This is a genomic window from Anaerostipes sp. MSJ-23 (assembly GCF_018918155.1).
GTDB lineage: Bacteria > Bacillota > Clostridia > Lachnospirales > Lachnospiraceae > Anaerostipes.
Map to the genome: position 1 here is coordinate 61,337 of NZ_JAHLPY010000008.1, position 19,188 is coordinate 80,524.

Below are 19,188 nucleotides of genomic sequence, written 5' to 3' on the forward strand. Positions count from 1 at the left end.
ATCTATAGAAAGAGGAGAATAAAATGAAATTAATTATTGATGACGCACATATGGATTTGATTAAAAAAATTTATGAGTATTATCCAATTGACGGAGTAACAACAAATCCGTCGATTCTTGCAAAAAGCGGAAGAAAACCTTATGAAGTTCTAAAGGAAATTCGTGAATTTATCGGAACAGATGCAGAACTGCATGTTCAAGTTGTTGCGAAAGATGCACATGGAATGGTAGAAGATGCCCATCGCATTGTAAAGGAACTTGGTAAAAATACTTTTGTAAAAGTTCCTTCTGTAAAAGAAGGGTTTAAGGCAATGAAACAGCTGGCAGCTGAGGACATTCAAACAACAGCAACCGCAATTTATACTCCGATGCAGGCCTTTCTTGCAGGAAAATGTGGGGCAGCTTATGCAGCACCGTATATCAACCGTATCGACAATATGGGATATGATGGAGTCGAAGTAGCAAAAAAGATTCATAATATTTTTAAAAATAATCATTTAAAGACAGAAGTTCTTGCAGCAAGTTTTAAAAATTCACAGCAGGTTTTGGAATTATGTGAATATGGAATTGGTGCATCTACCATTTCCCCAGATGTTATCGAAGGACTTGTAAAAAATCAGGCAATTACATCAGCAATTGATGTCTTTGTTGCGGATTTTGAAGGGCTAACTGGAGAAGGAAAAACAATGAGTGATTGTTAAGTAAGAAAATAAAAAGAAGGTTTGCATTTCTGTAAACCTTCTTTTTTGCATTAAAAGAAACATTTGATACCGGCATTAAGAAAGATATTTTGATAATCTGTAAGGTCTTCCGGATGTAATGCCTCTACCTGTTCATATGCATAGGTTTTTCCAAGAAGATGATACTTGTTTTCACCAAATTGATGAAATGGGAGAAGCTGTACGTTTTTTGCACCAACTTGAGTCAGCAGATGGGCAATTCCTTTTGCATCTTCTAAGGATGCATTAAAATTTGGAATGACTGGAATTCGCGGAAGTACTTCGATTTTGTGTTGGATAGCCCAGGTAAGATTTTTTATAATTTGTTCATTTGGCACACCGGTTCCGATTTTATGCTGTTTGCTGTCAAAATGCTTAACATCAAATAGCAAAAGATCAAACATTGGGGCGAGCTCTTGAAAAATATCATCCTTGATGTATCCTGTTGTTTCAATTGCTGTATGAATTCCTTTTTCTTTTAATCTGATAAGTAATTCTTTGACGAAATCAGGTTGTCCCATTCCTTCTCCACCAGAGATTGTAACGCCGCCACCGGATTCTTCGTAAAAATCAATATCTTGAAGACAAATAGAGACAACGTCATTCACAGTTTTGAATTCTCCTTCAAAATTTAGGCACTTGGAAGGACAGGATTTTATACAGGTAAAACATCCATTGCAATGGGAAGGATCTATTGTAATCCGTTTATCTATTATGGAAATTGCATGTTTAGGACAGGCACGGATACAGGTTTTACAGTGTACACATTTTTTTTCATTATGTAAAATCTGCGCTTCTGATCGTTGTGATTCCGGGTTTGCACACCATTTACAACGCAATGGACAGCCTTTTAAGAACACTGTGGTACGAATTCCTGGTCCGTCATGAATGCTAAATTTTTGTATATTAAAAACAATTCCTTTTTCTGACATATCGTCATCCTCCTTTTTGCGTTTATTGTAACATAAAAGATTTTAAAAGTGAATAAAAATATTTCAAATGAAAATAAAATAAATTATGAATGAAAATTTCAAAGGCACTAAGATTCGGAATGGAGTTTTTTCTTCCTATTATAAAATAGGGTATGTTATAATAAAACAAAGAGAAAGGAGAGAAAAATGACAGACAGACAAACAAAGATTCTTGAAATTGTAACTCAGCAAAAGAAAGTTGAGGTCACAACCTTATCTGATATGCTGGAGGTATCACAGGTTACTATCCGGAAAGATTTGGATGCTTTGGAAAGTATGGAACTTTTGACAAGAGAGCATGGATATGCAGTTGTAAAAAATATGTCGGATATTTCCAATCGTCTGGCTGTTCGTTACGATATTAAGCAAAGGATTGCAGAAGCTGCTAGTGAATTGGTATCCGATGGAGAAACTATCATGGTGGAATCTGGATCAAGTTGCGCATTAATGGTTGCGCGTTTGGCAGAGACAAAAAAAGATATCACTGTGATTACAAATTCAGCATTTATTGCAAGATTTATTCGTCATTCAGAAGGTGGAGTGACGAAAGTCATTTTACTTGGCGGTGAATATCAAAAAGAAGCAGAAGTTATGGTTGGACCGCTTGTAAAGACATGTGCAGAAGCTTTTTATGTAGATAAGTTATTTATGGGAACGGATGGATATATTCCAGGAATTGGATTTACCTGTGGTGATATGATGCGGGCAGAGGCAATGAAAAGCATGATGGGTTCTGCAAGGCAGGCGATTATTTTGACGGATTCGAGTAAATTTAAAGAACATGGGGTAGTTCTTCAGTCTCGGCTAAAAGATGTCCACATGATTTTTACAGATCGTAAGATTCCGGAAGATGCAAAGACAACAATGGAGCAAAGTGGAATTTTGGTAAACATTGTGAAATAAATAGGGAAAAAGAACAGATCCAAGAAGTAAAAATTTTGAGGTCTGTTTTTTCTTATTAAAAAAAATAAAAATTTTTTAAAAAAATAGTTGACAATAAAAAATGAAAGTGGTACTTTAAATATAGATGTTAGCACTCGATGTTACTGAGTGCTAATAACGGGAGGGAAACGATATGGAACTAAATGATCGTAAAAAGTTAATATTGAAAGCGATTATTGCCAATTACCTCAAGACTGGTGAGCCAGTAGGGTCAAGAACCATATCCAAACATCCAGAACTGAATTTAAGTTCTGCAACGATCCGAAATGAGATGGCGGATCTGGAAGATATGGGATATATCTTACAGCCTCATACGTCAGCAGGACGGATTCCTTCTGATGCAGGATATCGTTTTTATGTAGATCAGCTGATGACGGAGCGTGAAAATGATCATGAAGAAAAGCAGGCGCTGATTCAACGAGTAGATAAAATGGAAGTTTTATTAAAACAAGTTGCAAATGTACTTGCAAGCAGCACAAATTATGCAACCATGGTTTCATCACCTCATTATCAGAATGTTACATTAAAATTTGTTCAGCTGTCTCAGGTAGATTATGAACATCTTCTGGCAGTTATTGTAACCCAGGGAAACATCGTGAAGAATCAGATGATTTCTGTGGAAGAACCGTTATCCAACGAGGACATTTTAAAGCTGAATGTATTACTAAATACATTTTTGCAAGGACTTTCTCTGCAGGACATGAATCTTGCATTAATTCAAACAATGAGGGAACAGGCAGGTATTCGGCAGGATATTTTAGAAAGAATTCTCGAAGAAATTGCAAGAGCGATTCATGATGCAGATCATATGGAAATATATACTGGTGGAGCTGCCAATATTTTGAAATATCCGGAGCTTGGAAATCCGGACACAGCAACAGAACTTTTGGATACGCTGGTGGAGAAAAAGGCACTGACGAAACTAGTAGATACAACTCTGGAAGACAAGGAAGAACACAATGGCATTCAGGTTTATATTGGAGAAGAATCTCCGGTAAAGAACATGAAAGATTGTAGTGTTGTGACGGCAACATATCAACTTGCTGAAGGAGGTACTGGAACCGTTGGAATCATCGGTCCGAAACGAATGGATTATAAGAAAGTTGTGAAGACCTTAAAAAATCTAACAGAGGAACTTGACGATATCTTTAAGGATAAAACCTGAGAAAGGAAGTGAAGGAATGAAAGAACAAGAAAAGAAATTCCAAGAAAATGAGGAAAAAGAAGTGGAGAAATCTACAGAAGATATAAAAGAAGAAAAAACAAAAAAAGAAGATTCTAAGAAGGAAGATTCTAAAAAAGAAACAAAGAAAGATCAGATAGAAGAACTGAAAGCAGAAGTTGCACAGTGGAAAGACAAATATCAGAGATTGATGGCTGAATTTGAGAATGCAAGAAAACGTACAGCAAAAGAAGCAGTACAGCGTTATGATATGGGAGCTATGGGTGTTTTAGAAAAGCTTCTTCCAGTCATTGATAATTTTGAAAGAGGTCTGGATGCTGTTTCAGAAGAAGAAAAAGACTCTGCATTCGTTCAGGGAATTCAGCAGATCTACAAACAGTTAGTCGCTGTTATGGAAGATCTTGGAGTAACACCGATGGATGCAACAGGAAAAGAATTTGATGCAAACCTTCATAATGCAGTCATGCATGTGGAGGATGAAGAATTAGGTGAAAATGTTGTTGCTGAAGAAATGCAGAAGGGTTATATGTACAAAGAAAATGTACTGCGCCATAGCATGGTAAAAGTAGCAAACTAATTATAAATTTGATATAGAAGATAATCTTAGGAGGAAATAGATCATGGGTAAAATCATTGGTATTGACTTAGGTACAACAAACAGTTGCGTAGCAGTTATGGAAGGTGGAAAACCTACCGTTATTACAAATGCAGAAGGAATGAGAACAACACCATCTGTAGTAGCATTTACAAAAACAGGAGAACGTGTGATTGGTGAACCTGCAAAACGTCAGGCAGTAACAAACGCTGAAAAAACAATTTCTTCTATTAAAAGACATATGGGAACAGATTATAAAGTACAGATTGATGATAAATCTTACTCTCCACAGGAGATTTCTGCAATGATTCTTCAGAAATTAAAATCTGATGCAGAAAATTATTTAGGAGAAAAAGTAAGTGAAGCAGTTATCACAGTTCCTGCATACTTTAATGATGCTCAGCGTCAGGCAACAAAAGATGCTGGTAAAATTGCTGGTCTTGATGTAAAACGTATTATTAACGAACCAACAGCAGCAGCATTATCTTATGGACTTGATAATGAAGATGAGCAAAAGATTATGGTATATGACCTTGGTGGTGGTACATTTGATGTATCAATCATTGAAATTGGTGATGGTGTCATCGAAGTATTATCAACAGCAGGAGATAACAAATTAGGTGGAGATGACTTTGATAATGTTATCACACAGTATATGTTAGATGAATTTAAAAAACAGGAAGGTGTAGACTTATCAACAGATAAGATGGCTATGCAGAGATTAAAAGAAGCTGCAGAAAAAGCAAAGAAAGAATTATCTTCTTCTACAACAACAAATATCAACCTTCCATTCATCACAGCAACAGCTGAAGGACCAAAACATTTTGATATGAACCTTACAAGAGCAAAATTTGATGAATTAACAGCTCACTTAGTAGAAAGAACAGCAGGACCTGTAAATGCTGCATTAAATGACGCTGGAATGACAGCTTCTGAGTTAAGCAAAGTATTATTAGTTGGTGGTTCTACACGTATCCCAGCCGTACAGGATAAAGTACAGCAGTTAACAGGAAAAGAACCTTTCAAAGGAATTAACCCAGATGAATGTGTAGCAATTGGTGCTTCTATTCAGGGTGGTAAATTAGCAGGAGATGCTGGTGCAGGCGATATCCTTCTTCTGGATGTTACACCATTATCACTGTCTATTGAAACAATGGGAGGAGTTGCAACTCGTCTGATCGAGAGAAATACAACAATTCCTACAAAGAAGAGCCAGATCTTCTCAACAGCAGAAGATAACCAGAGCGCTGTAGATATCAACGTAGTACAGGGTGAAAGACAGTTTGCAAAAGATAATAAATCTTTAGGAAGATTTAGACTGGATGGTATCGCACCTGCAAGACGTGGAGTTCCTCAGATCGAAGTTACATTTGACATTGATGCAAATGGTATTGTAAATGTATCAGCAAAAGATCTTGGAACAGGAAAAGAACAGCACATCACAATTACAGCGGGATCTAATATGTCTGATGAAGATATCGATAAGGCTGTAAAAGAAGCTGCTGAATTTGAAGCACAGGATAAGAAACGTAAAGAAGCAATTGATGCAAGAAATGAAGCTGATTCTATGGTATTCCAGACAGAAAAAGCACTGGAAGAAGCTGGAGACAAAGTAGATGCTACAGAGAAAACAGCAGTAGAGGCTGACTTAAAAGACTTAAAAGACTTCATGGAGCAGACAAAAGATCAGGAAATGACAGATGCTCAGGTTGAAGATATGAAAGCTAAGAAAGAAAAATTAATGACAAGTGCTCAGAACTTGTTTGCTAAGATGTATGAAGCAGCAGCTGCAGCTGGTCAGGCTGCACCAGAAGGAAATGCAGGTGCAGGACAGACATCTTCAGGAGCAGACGACAATGTCGTTGATGGAGATTATAAAGAAGTATAAAATGGAGTAGAAAAGGTAGACGATCATGGCAGAAAAAAGAGATTATTATGAAGTGTTAGGTGTTGATCGTAACGCTTCTGATGCAGAAATAAAAAAAGCCTACCGAAAACTCGCAAAAAAATATCATCCGGATACAAACCCTGGAGATAAAGAAGCAGAAGCAAAATTTAAGGAAGCTTCCGAAGCTTATGAAGTATTAAGTGATCATGAGAAAAAAGCGCAGTATGACCAATTTGGTCATGCTGCCTTTGAGCAGGGAGGCGGTTTCCAAGGAGGCGGCTTTGGCGGTTTTGACTTTGGTGGTGACATGGGTGACATCTTTGGTGATCTTTTCGGAGGAATGTTTGGAGGTGGCGCGCGTGGCGGTGCAAGACAGCAAAACCGTCCAGCACAAGGTGCTCATGTACGTGCGCGGATTCATGTAACATTTGAAGAAGCTGTTTTTGGTACAACAAAGAAGATTGAGATTACATTAAAAGATGAATGTACATCTTGTCATGGAACAGGTGCTAAACCTGGAACGAAACCAGAAACATGTCCAAAATGCGGTGGCCGTGGACAGATTGTCTTTACACAGCAGTCAATGTTTGGAACGGTTCAGAATGTTCAGACATGTCCTCAGTGTAGTGGAACAGGAAAGGTCATCAAAGAAAAATGTACATCTTGTCACGGAACAGGTTATACAAGTAGCCGTAAGACAATTGAAGTCACCGTACCAGCGGGAATTGATAATGGACAGAGTATTCGTATTAGAGGAAAAGGAGAACCTGGTATTAATGGAGGACCTCGGGGAGATCTTCTCGTGGAAGTTATTGTACAGCGTCATCCAAAATTCCAGAGACAGGATACAAATATTTATTCGACAGAGCCAATTTCCTTTACACAAGCAGCTCTTGGAGCAACCATTCAAATTCCAACTGTAGATGGACCATATGAATATACAGTTAAACCAGGAACGCAGACAGATACAAGAGTGCGCTTAAAAGGAAAAGGTGTACCTCTTGTAAGGAATAAAAATGTTCGTGGAGATCATTATGTAACGCTTGTCGTACAAGTACCGGAACATTTAAGCGGAGAACAGAGAGCGGCTCTTCAGAAGTTCCAGGAAGCAATGGGAGAAGTTCCTAAGAAAAAAGAGGAACATAAAGATCATAAAGAGCATAAAGGCTTTTTTGATAAATTCAAAAAATAAAAAAGATAGAAAGATAACAGGAAAGTATATAGTTTTCCTGTTATCTTTTTTTGTACCAAAAGAAAAACAATAAATTATCAGATTTTGGTATCAAATCGATTAAAAAAGTAGTATTGTATACAGTATAAAGAAGTGTTAAGGGAATTTTAAAAAAGAAATTATATTTTTTAAACAAATGGAGAAAGCAGAAGGTATATAATACCAATAATCTGGAAAACCTCAGAAAGTAAGAAAGGAGATGGATCAATGATGCATTTAAAAGAAGCATATTATATTGAAAAAAAAGAAAATCATTATACATTAAAGAAAAAGTTAAGTCAACATCAGGATGATTTTGCTCAAATTGGTATTTATAAATCAGCGAAAGATGCCAAAGAAGCAGCAATCAGAGAAATGATCCGAGAAGAGGTCAATCAGAGGAAACACCTTCCGCTGCACCAGATTGTTCGTATGATCCAAAAAAGGTATAGAGAATTAAGTTTTTAAAAAATAAAAAACAAATCATAAAAAAATTTAAATTTCGTTGTAAAAACAACAGACTTTCTTCCTTTGTTTTTTTATAATGACAATGTCAGAAGAAATAAAAAAAGAAGGAGAAAAGTATGATTCGTAAAATTATTCATATTGATGAAGATAAATGTAATGGATGTGGGCTTTGTGCTGAGGCTTGTCATGAAGGTGCCATTGGTATGGTCAATGGAAAGGCAAAGTTATTAAGAGATGATTATTGCGATGGTCTTGGAGATTGTCTTCCTGGCTGTCCAACCAATGCAATTTCTTTTATAGAAAGGGAGGCAGCAGCTTATGACAGAAAAGCAGTAGAAGCAAATATGAAAAAGAAAGAAGAACAAAAGAATTTGGGAAAAAAGGCTCCTGCATTTACAGGCTGTCCTGGAACTAGAATGCGTATGATGAATCATAAGGAAACACAGACAGAGGAAATTTCATCAGCAAAACCAACATCTATGCTTGGTCAGTGGCCAGTTCAGATCAAACTTGTTCCAATTCATGCGCCGTATTTTCAGAATGCCAATCTTTTGATTGCAGCAGACTGTACTGCATATGCTTATGCAAATTTTCATCAAGAATTTATAAAACATAAGATAACACTTATTGGCTGTCCAAAGCTGGATGATGTTGATTACTCTGAAAAATTAACAGAAATTATTGCGCAAAATGATATTAAAAGCGTTACAATCGTCCGAATGGAAGTGCCGTGTTGTGGAGGGCTTGAAAACGCAGCCAAACAGGCAATTCAAAATTCAGGAAAATTCCTTCCATGGCAGGTTGTAACAATCTCAATTGATGGGAAAATACTGGAAGCATAAAGAAAATTATGTTAAAATAAAATAGACAGGAAAACAGCCGACGAAGGGTAAAATTCTTCGCCGGTTGTTCTTTTATTTGGAGGGAGAATCATGAATTTATCTTTTTTAATCTGTGCAGTCGTATTGTTCCTCTGCATTTTTTTAAACAGAATTTCTGGAAAACTTGGAGTTCCAAGTCTTTTAATATTTATGGTACTTGGAATGTTATTTGGAACGGAGGGTATTTTTAAGATTGCGTTTAGTAATTTTGAACTTGCCGAGACGATTTGTACGGCAGCGCTTGTATTTATTATGTTTTATGGAGGATATTCAACCAGCTGGAAGCATGCCAGGGTGGCAGCACCAAGAGCACTGCTTTTATCGACTGCAGGAGTTGTTATGACTTCTGCTCTTGTATGCCTTTGCTGTCATTATATACTTCATATTGCTTTTACAGAAAGTTTTTTGATTGGATCAGTGGTAAGTTGTACAGATGCAGCTTCTGTATTTTCTATTTTCCGATCAAAAAATTTAAATCTTCAAGGAGATCTTGCGCCAATGCTTGAGATTGAAAGCGGCAGTAATGATCCATTTGCTTATATGCTTACTATGATAGCCATTACAATTATGAAAGGGGGTAAACTTCAATCCCTTGGAAGTATGATTGTATTACAGCTTATTATGGGAATTGCTGTTGGAGTAATCGTTGGTGTAGCAGCACCGAGAGTTATTTGAAAATTTAAATTTTATGCAGATGGTTTTGATTCTATTTTTACATTAGCAGTAGCTCTTGTTTCTTATAGTATGGCAGCATTTTTAGGTGGAAATGGATTTCTTTCTGTTTATTTGACAGGTTTGATCATGGGAAATACGAAATCAAAACATAAAGCAGATATTGTACATTTTTTTGATAATATTACAATGCTTGCACAGATGACAGCCTTCTTTTTGTTAGGCCTTCTTTCTTTTCCATCACAAATGTTTCATTCTTTGCCACAAACAGTGATTATTGTATTATTCCTTACTTTGGTTGCAAGACCGGTTGCTGTTTTTTTATTAACAGGAAGAAAATATTCCATTCAAGAAAAAATTTTCATTTCTTGGGCTGGACTTCGTGGGGCTTCTGCTATTGTGTTTGCCATTATTGTATCCGTTAGCGGTCTAGAAACAAAAAGTAATGTTTTTCATATTGTTTTTGGTCTTGCAATCCTTTCGGTTGCGATTCAGGGAACGTTGCTTCCATGGGTGGCAGAAAAGCTTGGGCTTATTGATGAAGAAAATAATGTATTAAATACGTTTACAGATTATCAGGAAGATTCTTCTATGACTCTGATGCAGCTTCATATTTCAAAAGGACATAACTGGGAAAATCATTTGTTAAAAGATGTAAGTCTTCCAACCGATTCTCTTGCCATGGTTATTCGTAGAGGTGATGAAACAATGATTCCAAAAGGAGATACAAGGATTCTTGCTGGAGATGATGTTGTTTTAAGCGTACCTGGATATGAATCTGTTCATGACATTGAATTGAAAGAAGAAACAATAGGAAAAGATCATCCGTGGAAAGATAGAAAGATCAGCGAACTTGACCTTGAAGACCATGTATTGGTTGCTATGATTAAAAGAGAAGATCGCAATATTATACCGAAAGGAAATACAACTATTCAAGAGGGAGATATCCTTGTAATATATAACTAGAGACTTGTGCTTCCCATGGTTCTATGTTACACTAACTAATTGATACGTTGTAAATTCGAAGAATAGGAAAAGAAGACAAAGGAGCCAAAAATCTTATGGGATGGAATAAAATTACAATTCATACATTGACATCTGCAGAAGATATGATTAGTTATGAACTAACACAGCTTGGAGCGGCTGGTGTGGAAGTAGAAGATCATGTGACTTTGACAGAGGAAGAAAAGAAAGTAATGTATGTCGATCTTTTGCCAGATGAAATAGCACCAGATGATGGAACGGCAAAGATCCACTGTTACTTTGATGAAAATGAAAATCTAGAAAAGATTACAATGGATATTCAGGCGATGCTTCAGCGTTTAAGCGGGTTTATGGATATTGGAGAAGGACGTATTTCTTTTGGAAAGACAAAAGAGGAAGACTGGGTAAATAACTGGAAGAAATTTTTCAAACCAATTCAGTTAGATGAGCAAATCATCATCAAACCAACTTGGGAGACACTGGATCATGTTAGTGACGATATGATCGTTGTGGAAATTGATCCAGGAACAGCCTTTGGAACCGGTTCCCATGAAACAACAAAACTTTGTATAGAAGGTATGAAACCCTATATAAAAGAAAATACAAAGATTTTAGATATTGGATGCGGAAGTGGAATTTTATCAGTGATTGGGCTGAAACTTGGAGCCAATCATGCAGTGCTGACAGATATTGATCCAAATGCGATGATAGCTTCAAAAGAAAACTTTGAAGTAAATCATATTTCACAAGATCAGTATGATCTTTATCAGGGAAATGTTTTGGATGATGCACAATTTGCAAAATCTTTGGGAGAAAAATGTTATCCGGTGGTAGTTGCTAACATTCTTGCAGATGTTATTTCTCCATTGATTGAGATTGTTGATCAGTTTTTAACTGAAGATGGTGTTTTTGTTATTTCTGGAATTATTGATACAAAGGAAGAAGAAATTTCACAGAAACTGGAAACTTATGGATTTAGAATTATAGAAACAAGAAGAATGAAAGACTGGGTTTCTATGACTGCCAAGAAGAGGTAGCCTATGTATCGTTTTTTTGTAAAAGAAGATCAGATTCATGATGGATCTGTATGGATTGTTGGAGAGGATGTTAATCATATAAAAAATGTTCTTCGAATGAAAACAGGTGACAGGATTTTTATAAGCTGTGAAAACAGTCTGGAATATGAATGTGAACTAAAAGAACTAGGTGAAAAACAAATAGAAGCGGAAATTTTTGATGTGCACGGAATGGAGACGGAACTTCCGGCAGAGATTATTTTATATCAAGCACTTCCTAAAGGTGATAAAATGGAATTCATTATTCAGAAAGCTGTGGAACTTGGTGTAAGTAAGATCGTTCCGGTGAGAATGAAACGCTGTGTTGTAAAATTAGATGAAAAAAAGGCAGATAAAAAGGTAAAACGCTGGAATTTGATTGCTCTTAGCGCAGCAAAACAATCAAAGAGGGGAATGATACCAAAGGTTTCGAAAGTTCTTGATTATACACAAGTATTAAAAGAAGCAGAAAATCTTGATTTGTTATTAGTTCCTTATGAAGAAGAAAGAGGCATTGCCTATTCTAGAGAGCTTATAAAAAAAGTACCAGGGAAAAAATCGATTGGGATCATGATTGGGCCAGAAGGTGGTTTTGAAAAGACAGAGATTGAGGCTGCAAAACAGGTGGGCGGAAAGACATTGACGCTTGGAAAGAGAATTTTGCGTACAGAGACTGCTGGTATGACCATGTTATCGATTCTAATGTTTACATTGGAGGAGGCATAAAATGATTTATTTTGATAATGCAGCGACAACAAGAGTATTTCCTGAAGTTGTGAAAGTCATGCAGGATGCCATGGAAAGTTCTTATGGGAACCCATCTGCAAAACATATGAAGGGAATGGAAGCTGAGAATCTTGTAAAAAAAGCGCAGGAGGTTATTGCTAAAACATTAAAGGCAAAACCAAAGGAAATTTTATTTACTTCTGGAGGAACAGAGTCAAACAATACAGCACTGATCGGAACAGCTCTGGCTAATCAGAGAAAAGGGAAACATATTATTACAACAAAAATTGAACATGCATCTGTTTATGAACCGATTGCATGGCTTTGTGAGCAAGGATTTGAGATTACATATCTTGATGTGACTGCAGAGGGAATTATTGATCTGGAACAGTTAAAAAATGCAATACGGGAAGATACAATCCTTGTATCTTGTATGATGATCAATAATGAGATTGGTGCAATAGAACCAATCGAGGAAGCTGGAAAGATCATCAAAGAAAAAAATCCAGAAACAATTTTTCATGTGGATGCAATTCAGGCGTATGGTAAAATGCCGATTATTCCAAAAAATTTAAAAATAGATCTGCTTTCTATGAGCGGGCATAAAATTCACGGACCAAAAGGAATTGGCTTTCTGTATATAAAAGAAGGAACAAAAATTCAACCAATTATTTTTGGCGGTGGACAGCAAAAGGGAATGCGTTCTGGAACAGAAAATGTACCTGGAATTGTAGGACTTGCTTGTGCATGTGAAAAAATGATAAAAAATGATTATGAAAATGCACAAAGGATTCGCGAAGTAAAAGAGTATTTTCAGGAGAGAATAAAAGAAATTGAAGATATAAAAGATAATTCTGGTCAGGCACCACATATTGCGAGCATCAGTTTTAAGAAAATTCGAAGTGAGGTATTGCTGCATGCGTTGGAAGATAGAGGAATTTATGTATCTTCAGGATCTGCATGTTCCTCGAATAAAAAACAGGTTGTCAGCGGCACATTAAATGCAATTGCACTTGCAGATGAGTATAAAGATGGAACTTTGCGTTTTAGCTTTTCTATAGAGAATACAAAAGAAGAAGTTGATGAAACAATTGAGGTATTAAAGGAACTTGTTCCAATGCTTCGTAAATTTGTAAGAAGATAAAAGAGAAGGAGTGAATACATGAAGGTAACAGCCTTTTTGATTAAGTATGGCGAAATTGCCATCAAAGGAAAAAACAGATACATGTTTGAAGACGCCCTAATGCGTCAGATTCGTTTTGCAATGAAACCGGTAGGTGAATTTGAAGTAAGAAAAGAATCTGGACGTATGTTTGTTGAAGGACGTGGAGATTTTGATTATGATGAAGCGGTAGAGGCTTTACAGAAAGTCTTTGGAATTGTAGGAATTTGTCCAATGATCATTGAAGAGACAAAAGATATTGATCATTTAAGAAAAACTGTTCTTAATTTTATCGATGAGCAGTATCCAGTCAAAGATTTTACATTTAAAGTTCATGCAAGAAGAGGAGATAAGCAGTTTCCAATGAATTCCATGGAATTAAACATGGACATCGGAGAAAAGATTTTGGAAGCATTTGACGGAGTTCGTGTAGATGTCCATCATCCAGATGTAATGGTAAATATTGAGGTACGTAAATATATTTATATTTATTCTCAGGAAATTAAAGGACCAGGTGGAATGCCAGTAGGAACGAATGGAAAAGCTATGCTTCTTTTATCTGGCGGAATTGATAGTCCGGTTGCAGGATATATGATTGCCAAAAGAGGAGTACGCATTGATGCAACTTATTTTCATGCACCTCCGTATACAAGTGAACGTGCAAAACAAAAAGTAGTGGATCTTGCGAAGATTGTTGCTAAATATGCAGGGCCAATCAATTTGCATGTTGTAAACTTTACGGATATTCAGCTGGCAATTTATGAAAAATGCCCGCACGATGAGCTAACAATCATTATGAGAAGATATATGATGAAAATTGCAGAGCATTTTGCAAACGAGGGAGAATCTCTTGCATTAATTACGGGAGAAAGTATTGGACAGGTGGCAAGTCAGACAATTCATAATCTGGCAATTACAAATGAAGTATGCCATATGCCAGTCTTCCGTCCTTGTATTGGAATGGATAAACAAGAAATTGTTGATATTGCAGAAAAAATCGGAACATTTGAAACTTCAATTCAGCCATTTGAAGATTGCTGTACGATTTTTGTTGCCAAACACCCAGTTACAAAGGGTAATTTAAACAGAATTCGGAAATCGGAACAGAAACTGGATGATGTAATTGATGACTTAATGAAAAAAGCCATCGATTCTACAGAAATTATTTCTGTAAAATAAATGGCTTGATCTGTTGAAGAATTTCATCTTCGAAATTAGAAGTAACGGTGAGTTTTAATGGCCTGGTAAGATCCAGGCTTAAAAGACTCATCAGTGACTTTGCATCGACAACATAAGGTCCAGCAGCGATTTCATAACTGCCTGGATATCGGTCAATAATATCCACGAAAGAATGGAGTTCTTTAATGGAGTTCAGCTTGATTAATGTGTCACACATAGATAATCTCCTTATATGTATATTGTTTATTCCTGACATTATTATGGAGATAGTGTACTCGCATTTTAAAAAAAAGTCAATAGAAAGGGAATTTTATGAATTTACAGGGAAAGAAAGCGGCGATTGTTACGCTGGGGTGTAAAGTCAATCAGTATGAGACAGATGCTATGAGCGGAATGCTGGAAAAAGCAGGTGTGATCATGGTAGATGCGAAGGAGCCGGCAGACATTTATATCGTCAATACCTGTTCAGTAACGAACATGGCGGAACGAAAATCAAGGCAGATGCTCCACCGTGCAAGAAAGAAAAATTCTCATGTAGTGGTAGTCGCTGTAGGGTGTTATGCTCAGGTTGGGAAAGAAGAACTAGCAAAAGATGAAAATATTGATCTGATTATTGGAAATAATAAAAAAAAGGAACTGATCAAAATTCTTTCAGACTATGTTCCTAATGATGATGCAGATCTTGAAGTAGAGGATATTGCATCAGATAAAGAATATGAAACGTTATCTATTGATCATCTTGAGACCCATACGAGAGCCTATATTAAAGTACAAGATGGATGTAATCAGTTTTGTTCTTATTGTATTATTCCTTATGCAAGAGGAAGAGTACGCAGTAGGAAAAAAGAGGAAGTTCTTTGTGAGATTGAAGAATTAGCAAAGAAAGGGTGTCAGGAATTTGTCATTACAGGAATTCACGTGACATCTTATGGAAAAGATCTTGAGAATATTTCGTTGATTGATCTCTTAGAAAAAATTGGGCAGATCGAAGGCGTAAAGAGAATTCGTCTTGGTTCTTTGGAACCTGGTTTTATTACAGAAGATGTAGTAAAGAGGCTGAGTGCTATGGAAAATTTTTGTCCACATTTTCATTTATCTTTGCAAAGTGGATGCGATACGGTATTAAAGCGAATGAATCGTCGATATACGACCAAAGAAATTAAAGAAAAATGTAAATTACTACGGAAATATTTTAAGGATCCGGCATTGACTACAGATATTATTGTTGGATTTCCGGGGGAAACACAAGAAGAATTTGAACAGACAGAGAAATTTTTAGAAGAAATTAATCTTTATGAAATGCATATTTTTAAATATTCGAAACGAAAAGGAACAAAAGCAGCACAGATGGATCATCAGGTAAATGATCAAGAAAAAGCTAAGAGAAGCAGTGTTTTACTTGCTATGTCAAAGATGCATCAAAAAGATTTTGAAAACAAGCAGTTGGGACAACCAAAAGAAATCCTGATTGAAGAGGCTTTGCATGGAAGAGATGGATGGTACATTGGGCATACAAGAGAGTATATAAAAACAGCTGTTCAGAGCGAAGTTCCACTGGAAAATCAGATTATTCATGCCGTTTTAAAACAAATTTCAAAAGATGGATATGTAGAAGGAGAAATCGTATCTGCACAGGGAAATTGTTAAGTACATGTGAAATTTCCGGTTTACCATTGATATTTTAATTTTTTTATATTAGAATAAAGTTATATATGAAAGGGACGTGATAACTATGGATAACAATCATACACAGCATTTTTCAGTTGTAAAAGAAGAACTGGACGTACACATGATTCTGGCACGTGTGTATGAAGCACTACAGGAAAAAGGATATAACCCAGTCAATCAAATGGTTGGGTATATTATGTCAGGAGATCCAACATATATTACCAGTCATAATAATGCAAGAAGTATTATTAACAAGGTAGAACGCGATGAGATCATAGAAGCTTTGTTTGAAAACTATATTGAAACGAAGTTAAGGTAAATCTTTTATGAAGAGAATATTAGGCTTAGATTATGGGACCAAAACAGTTGGAGTCGCTTTAAGTGATGAACTTGGACTAACGGCACAGCCGCTTGAGACAATTACGCGCAAGGATCCGAATAAACTTCGAAAGACTTATGCGAGAATTGAAGCGCTGGCAAAAGAATATGAAGTAGACAAGATTGTTCTTGGATTGCCAAAAAATATGAACAATACGATCGGAGAGCGGGGAGAAGCAACCATAGATTTCCGTGATGCTTTAGTGCGTCGTACAGGACTTGAAGTCATTTTATGGGATGAAAGGCTTACGACGGTTGCATCGGAAAGAGTGTTGATGGAAAGCGGTGTAAGACGCGAAAATCGTAAAGAAGTAATCGATCAGATTGCCGCCTCATTTATATTACAGGGATATCTGAATTCCCTAAAGAAAGGATAGGATGAAATGGGAAAGAATGAAAATAAGATTCAGCTTTTCGATGATGACGGGAATGAGATTGAACTATTTGTTATCGAACAGACAACACTTGCAGGAAACAATTATCTTTTAGTAGCAGATTCCATGCAAGATGATGGGGTTGTCATGATTATGAAAGAAGTAGAATTGGAAGATGACTTCGTATCCTATGAATTTGTAGAGGATGATGAAGAACTGAAAATGATTTCAGGAATTTTTAATGAATTAACCGATGATTTTGAAGTGAGTTTATAAACAATCGATTGTCAGACCGGAAGAACATGGAGGAAAATTTTGAGAGACAATCAACAACAACAAAGACAGCAGGTAAAACAAAAAAAAGAAACGAATACTAATAATAGTAATACAAAGGAAAGAAGAACGTATAACGGTAAAAATCATTATCAGCCAAGACGCCGAAACGGTGTGCCAAGAAGAAAACCAAGTTCGGTAAAGATTATTCCACTAGGTGGTCTTGGGCAGATTGGTATGAATATTACAGCATTTGAGTGTAATAACCAGATATTGATCGTGGACTGTGGACTCGCATTTCCAGATGAGGATATGCTTGGAATTGATTTAGTCATTCCAGATATCACATATTTAAAAGAGAACGCAAAGAAGATTCGGGGACTGGTTATTACTCATGGACATGAAGACCATATTGGTGCTATTCCATATTTTGAGAAGGAATTAAATGTTCCAATTTATGCGACAAAGCTTACAATGGCGTTGATTGATAATAAATTAAAAGAACACGGAATTTCTGGTATGGTTCAGAAGAATATCGTATCTCATGGTGATAAAGTAAAACTTGGCGTATTTGAAGTCGAATTTATTAAGACGAATCACAGTATCGCAGATGCTGCGGCACTTGCGATTACAACGCCAGCAGGAGTAATCATTCATACTGGAGATTTTAAAGTTGATCATACACCACTATTTGGTGAAGCAATTGATTTAGCACGTTTTGCAGAACTTGGCAGCAAGGGAGTTCTTGCGCTTATGGCCGATAGCACGAACGCAGAACGTCAAGGTTATACGTTATCGGAAAAGAATGTAGGAAGACGTCTGGATGGTATTTTTGCAGAACACCTAAAGGGACGTATGATTATTGCAACTTTTGCATCAAATGTTGATCGTGTGCAGCATATTATTAATTCTGCACATAAATATGGAAGAAAAGTTGCAGTAGAAGGACGAAGCATGGTAAACATTATTACTACTGCTTCGGAACTTGGATATATTAAAATTCCAAAAAATACATTAATTGAAACGGATGAAATTAAGAATTATCCGGATGATCAGATTGTTTTAATTACAACAGGAAGTCAGGGCGAGCAGATGGCTGCTTTGTCCCGCATGGCAAACTCAACTCACAGAAAAGTATCGATCGTACCATCTGATACGATCATTTTTAGTTCCAGTCCAATTCCTGGAAATGAAAAAAATGTTTCTAAAATCATGAATGAGCTAGCAATCAAAGGTGCTAAAGTTGTATTTCAGGATACACATGTTTCTGGACATGCATGTCGGGAAGAACTTCGTTTGATGTATGCTCTGACAAAACCAAAGTATGCAATCCCAGTTCATGGAGAATATCGTCATTTGATGCGTCATAAAGAACTGGCGGTGGAAATGGGAATTCCAAAAGAAAATGTCTTTGTTTTATCTGAAGGAGATGTTTTGGAACTTAACAAGCGTCAGGGAAAAGTGACAGGAAAAGTTCAGGCAGGAGGAATCCTTGTTGATGGACTTGGTGTTGGTGATGTTGGTAATATCGTATTAAATGATCGTAAGATGTTATCACAAAATGGTCTAATCATTGCGACAGTGACGTTACAAAAACATGGAAATCAGATTTTGGCAGGACCAGATATTGTATCTCGTGGATTTGTATATGTTAGAGAATCAGAGTCTTTGATGGAAGGTGCACGAGATGTGGTGCTGGAAGCCGTGGAAGACTGCATGGATCGTAATATTACAGACTGGGCAAGAATTAAGACAAGTATTAAAGATGCTTTAAGCAATTACATCTGGAAGCGTACAAAGCGTAATCCAATGATCCTTCCGATTATTACGGAAGTCTGATTAGGGGCTTAAGAGGTGTAC

General features: G+C 36.5%; 20 protein-coding genes and 1 pseudogene. 19 read left to right on the forward strand and 2 right to left on the reverse strand.

Translation table 11 applies throughout. The features are described 5' to 3' along the window. Nucleotides 1–23: 23 nt before the first annotated feature. The gene (locus tag KQI71_RS07055; RefSeq protein WP_216435211.1) at nucleotides 24–701 is read left to right on the forward strand and encodes a transaldolase family protein; all 678 of its coding nucleotides are present in this window, start codon (nucleotides 24–26) and stop codon (nucleotides 699–701) included. 50 nt (nucleotides 702–751) lie between these two features. Here KQI71_RS07055 and KQI71_RS07060 read toward each other — a convergent pair whose 3' ends face one another. Beyond that, entirely contained in the window at nucleotides 752–1,651 is a 900-nt protein-coding gene (locus KQI71_RS07060; RefSeq protein ID WP_216435212.1) for a glycyl-radical enzyme activating protein, read from the reverse strand. Between the two features lie 186 nt (nucleotides 1,652–1,837). Here KQI71_RS07060 and KQI71_RS07065 point away from each other — a divergent pair, with 186 nt between their 5' ends. The 13 genes and pseudogenes from KQI71_RS07065 to thiI all read left to right on the forward strand — a co-directional run bounded on the left by KQI71_RS07065 (nucleotide 1,838) and on the right by thiI (nucleotide 14,635). Then, the gene (locus KQI71_RS07065) at nucleotides 1,838–2,593 is read left to right on the forward strand and encodes a DeoR/GlpR family DNA-binding transcription regulator (protein ID WP_216435213.1); all 756 of its coding nucleotides are present in this window, start codon (nucleotides 1,838–1,840) and stop codon (nucleotides 2,591–2,593) included. Nucleotides 2,594–2,765: 172 nt separating this feature from the next. Further along, nucleotides 2,766–3,797, forward strand: coding sequence for a heat-inducible transcriptional repressor HrcA (gene hrcA / locus KQI71_RS07070; RefSeq protein ID WP_216435214.1), 1,032 nt, complete (start codon nucleotides 2,766–2,768; stop codon nucleotides 3,795–3,797). A 16-nt stretch (nucleotides 3,798–3,813) separates the two neighbouring features. Further along, nucleotides 3,814–4,392 (forward strand): nucleotide exchange factor GrpE, encoded by a 579-nt coding sequence (gene grpE, locus KQI71_RS07075; RefSeq protein ID WP_216435215.1) that lies wholly within the window; start codon nucleotides 3,814–3,816, stop codon nucleotides 4,390–4,392. A gap of 43 nt (nucleotides 4,393–4,435) precedes the next feature. Continuing rightward, nucleotides 4,436–6,298 (forward strand): molecular chaperone DnaK, encoded by a 1,863-nt coding sequence (dnaK, locus tag KQI71_RS07080; RefSeq protein WP_216435216.1) that lies wholly within the window; start codon nucleotides 4,436–4,438, stop codon nucleotides 6,296–6,298. Between the two features lie 25 nt (nucleotides 6,299–6,323). Continuing rightward, entirely contained in the window at nucleotides 6,324–7,490 is a 1,167-nt protein-coding gene (gene dnaJ, locus KQI71_RS07085; protein ID WP_216435217.1) for a molecular chaperone DnaJ, read from the forward strand. A gap of 246 nt (nucleotides 7,491–7,736) precedes the next feature. Further along, the gene (locus tag KQI71_RS07090) at nucleotides 7,737–7,976 is read left to right on the forward strand and encodes a hypothetical protein (protein ID WP_216435218.1); all 240 of its coding nucleotides are present in this window, start codon (nucleotides 7,737–7,739) and stop codon (nucleotides 7,974–7,976) included. 116 nt (nucleotides 7,977–8,092) lie between these two features. Continuing rightward, nucleotides 8,093–8,818 carry a 4Fe-4S binding protein gene (locus tag KQI71_RS07095; protein WP_216435219.1) on the forward strand — a complete coding sequence of 242 codons (726 nt, stop codon included), beginning with the start codon at nucleotides 8,093–8,095 and terminating at the stop codon, nucleotides 8,816–8,818. 90 nt (nucleotides 8,819–8,908) lie between these two features. Next, nucleotides 8,909–10,039, forward strand: a pseudogene (locus tag KQI71_RS07100) (potassium/proton antiporter); the annotation flags it as partial. A gap of 90 nt (nucleotides 10,040–10,129) precedes the next feature. Next, on the forward strand, nucleotides 10,130–10,495 hold the full coding sequence (locus KQI71_RS12485) for a TrkA C-terminal domain-containing protein (protein ID WP_256442130.1): 366 nt from the start codon (nucleotides 10,130–10,132) through the stop codon (nucleotides 10,493–10,495). A 95-nt stretch (nucleotides 10,496–10,590) separates the two neighbouring features. Beyond that, nucleotides 10,591–11,550, forward strand: coding sequence for a 50S ribosomal protein L11 methyltransferase (prmA, locus tag KQI71_RS07105; protein WP_216435220.1), 960 nt, complete (start codon nucleotides 10,591–10,593; stop codon nucleotides 11,548–11,550). A 3-nt stretch (nucleotides 11,551–11,553) separates the two neighbouring features. Continuing rightward, complete coding sequence (locus KQI71_RS07110) at nucleotides 11,554–12,294, forward strand: 16S rRNA (uracil(1498)-N(3))-methyltransferase (protein WP_216435221.1); 741 nt, start codon at nucleotides 11,554–11,556, stop codon at nucleotides 12,292–12,294. A gap of 1 nt (nucleotide 12,295) precedes the next feature. After that, the gene (locus KQI71_RS07115) at nucleotides 12,296–13,438 is read left to right on the forward strand and encodes a cysteine desulfurase family protein (RefSeq protein WP_216435222.1); all 1,143 of its coding nucleotides are present in this window, start codon (nucleotides 12,296–12,298) and stop codon (nucleotides 13,436–13,438) included. An 18-nt stretch (nucleotides 13,439–13,456) separates the two neighbouring features. After that, a complete protein-coding gene (gene thiI, locus KQI71_RS07120; protein WP_216435223.1) occupies nucleotides 13,457–14,635 on the forward strand; it encodes a tRNA uracil 4-sulfurtransferase ThiI in 1,179 nt (392 codons plus the stop codon). On the opposite strand, the gene KQI71_RS07125 is transcribed toward thiI, so the two are convergent. Beyond that, the gene (locus tag KQI71_RS07125) at nucleotides 14,619–14,852 is read right to left on the reverse strand and encodes a PTS HPr component phosphorylation site (RefSeq protein ID WP_216435224.1); all 234 of its coding nucleotides are present in this window, start codon (nucleotides 14,850–14,852) and stop codon (nucleotides 14,619–14,621) included. The genes thiI and KQI71_RS07125 overlap by 17 nt on opposite strands. A gap of 95 nt (nucleotides 14,853–14,947) precedes the next feature. On the opposite strand from KQI71_RS07125, the gene mtaB reads away from it, so the two are divergent. The 5 genes from mtaB (at nucleotide 14,948) to KQI71_RS07150 (ending at nucleotide 19,167) form a co-directional block, all read left to right on the forward strand. Beyond that, nucleotides 14,948–16,282 carry a tRNA (N(6)-L-threonylcarbamoyladenosine(37)-C(2))-methylthiotransferase MtaB gene (mtaB, locus tag KQI71_RS07130; RefSeq protein ID WP_216435225.1) on the forward strand — a complete coding sequence of 445 codons (1,335 nt, stop codon included), beginning with the start codon at nucleotides 14,948–14,950 and terminating at the stop codon, nucleotides 16,280–16,282. Nucleotides 16,283–16,367: 85 nt separating this feature from the next. Then, nucleotides 16,368–16,622, forward strand: coding sequence for an IreB family regulatory phosphoprotein (locus KQI71_RS07135; protein ID WP_216435226.1), 255 nt, complete (start codon nucleotides 16,368–16,370; stop codon nucleotides 16,620–16,622). A 7-nt stretch (nucleotides 16,623–16,629) separates the two neighbouring features. Next, the gene (gene ruvX, locus KQI71_RS07140) at nucleotides 16,630–17,058 is read left to right on the forward strand and encodes a Holliday junction resolvase RuvX (RefSeq protein ID WP_216435227.1); all 429 of its coding nucleotides are present in this window, start codon (nucleotides 16,630–16,632) and stop codon (nucleotides 17,056–17,058) included. A 6-nt stretch (nucleotides 17,059–17,064) separates the two neighbouring features. Then, nucleotides 17,065–17,331, forward strand: coding sequence for a DUF1292 domain-containing protein (locus tag KQI71_RS07145; protein WP_216435228.1), 267 nt, complete (start codon nucleotides 17,065–17,067; stop codon nucleotides 17,329–17,331). A gap of 171 nt (nucleotides 17,332–17,502) precedes the next feature. After that, nucleotides 17,503–19,167 carry a ribonuclease J gene (locus tag KQI71_RS07150; protein WP_334300760.1) on the forward strand — a complete coding sequence of 555 codons (1,665 nt, stop codon included), beginning with the start codon at nucleotides 17,503–17,505 and terminating at the stop codon, nucleotides 19,165–19,167. The last annotated feature ends 21 nt before the right edge of the window (nucleotides 19,168–19,188 follow it).

Excerpts from the sequence above, each read along its gene's own strand:
- KQI71_RS07055 (WP_216435211.1), top strand. The coding sequence starts at position 24 with ATGAAATTAATTATTGATGACGCACATATGGATTTGATTAAAAAAATT.
- KQI71_RS07060 (WP_216435212.1), bottom strand. The coding sequence starts at position 1,651 with ATGTCAGAAAAAGGAATTGTTTTTAATATACAAAAATTTAGCATTCAT.
- KQI71_RS07065 (WP_216435213.1), top strand. The coding sequence starts at position 1,838 with ATGACAGACAGACAAACAAAGATTCTTGAAATTGTAACTCAGCAAAAG.
- hrcA (WP_216435214.1), top strand. The coding sequence starts at position 2,766 with ATGGAACTAAATGATCGTAAAAAGTTAATATTGAAAGCGATTATTGCC.
- grpE (WP_216435215.1), top strand. The coding sequence starts at position 3,814 with ATGAAAGAACAAGAAAAGAAATTCCAAGAAAATGAGGAAAAAGAAGTG.
- dnaK (WP_216435216.1), top strand. The coding sequence starts at position 4,436 with ATGGGTAAAATCATTGGTATTGACTTAGGTACAACAAACAGTTGCGTA.
- dnaJ (WP_216435217.1), top strand. The coding sequence starts at position 6,324 with ATGGCAGAAAAAAGAGATTATTATGAAGTGTTAGGTGTTGATCGTAAC.
- KQI71_RS07090 (WP_216435218.1), top strand. The coding sequence starts at position 7,737 with ATGATGCATTTAAAAGAAGCATATTATATTGAAAAAAAAGAAAATCAT.
- KQI71_RS07095 (WP_216435219.1), top strand. The coding sequence starts at position 8,093 with ATGATTCGTAAAATTATTCATATTGATGAAGATAAATGTAATGGATGT.
- KQI71_RS12485 (WP_256442130.1), top strand. The coding sequence starts at position 10,130 with ATGCAGCTTCATATTTCAAAAGGACATAACTGGGAAAATCATTTGTTA.
- prmA (WP_216435220.1), top strand. The coding sequence starts at position 10,591 with ATGGGATGGAATAAAATTACAATTCATACATTGACATCTGCAGAAGAT.
- KQI71_RS07110 (WP_216435221.1), top strand. The coding sequence starts at position 11,554 with ATGTATCGTTTTTTTGTAAAAGAAGATCAGATTCATGATGGATCTGTA.
- KQI71_RS07115 (WP_216435222.1), top strand. The coding sequence starts at position 12,296 with ATGATTTATTTTGATAATGCAGCGACAACAAGAGTATTTCCTGAAGTT.
- thiI (WP_216435223.1), top strand. The coding sequence starts at position 13,457 with ATGAAGGTAACAGCCTTTTTGATTAAGTATGGCGAAATTGCCATCAAA.
- KQI71_RS07125 (WP_216435224.1), bottom strand. The coding sequence starts at position 14,852 with ATGTGTGACACATTAATCAAGCTGAACTCCATTAAAGAACTCCATTCT.
- mtaB (WP_216435225.1), top strand. The coding sequence starts at position 14,948 with ATGAATTTACAGGGAAAGAAAGCGGCGATTGTTACGCTGGGGTGTAAA.
- KQI71_RS07135 (WP_216435226.1), top strand. The coding sequence starts at position 16,368 with ATGGATAACAATCATACACAGCATTTTTCAGTTGTAAAAGAAGAACTG.
- ruvX (WP_216435227.1), top strand. The coding sequence starts at position 16,630 with ATGAAGAGAATATTAGGCTTAGATTATGGGACCAAAACAGTTGGAGTC.
- KQI71_RS07145 (WP_216435228.1), top strand. The coding sequence starts at position 17,065 with ATGGGAAAGAATGAAAATAAGATTCAGCTTTTCGATGATGACGGGAAT.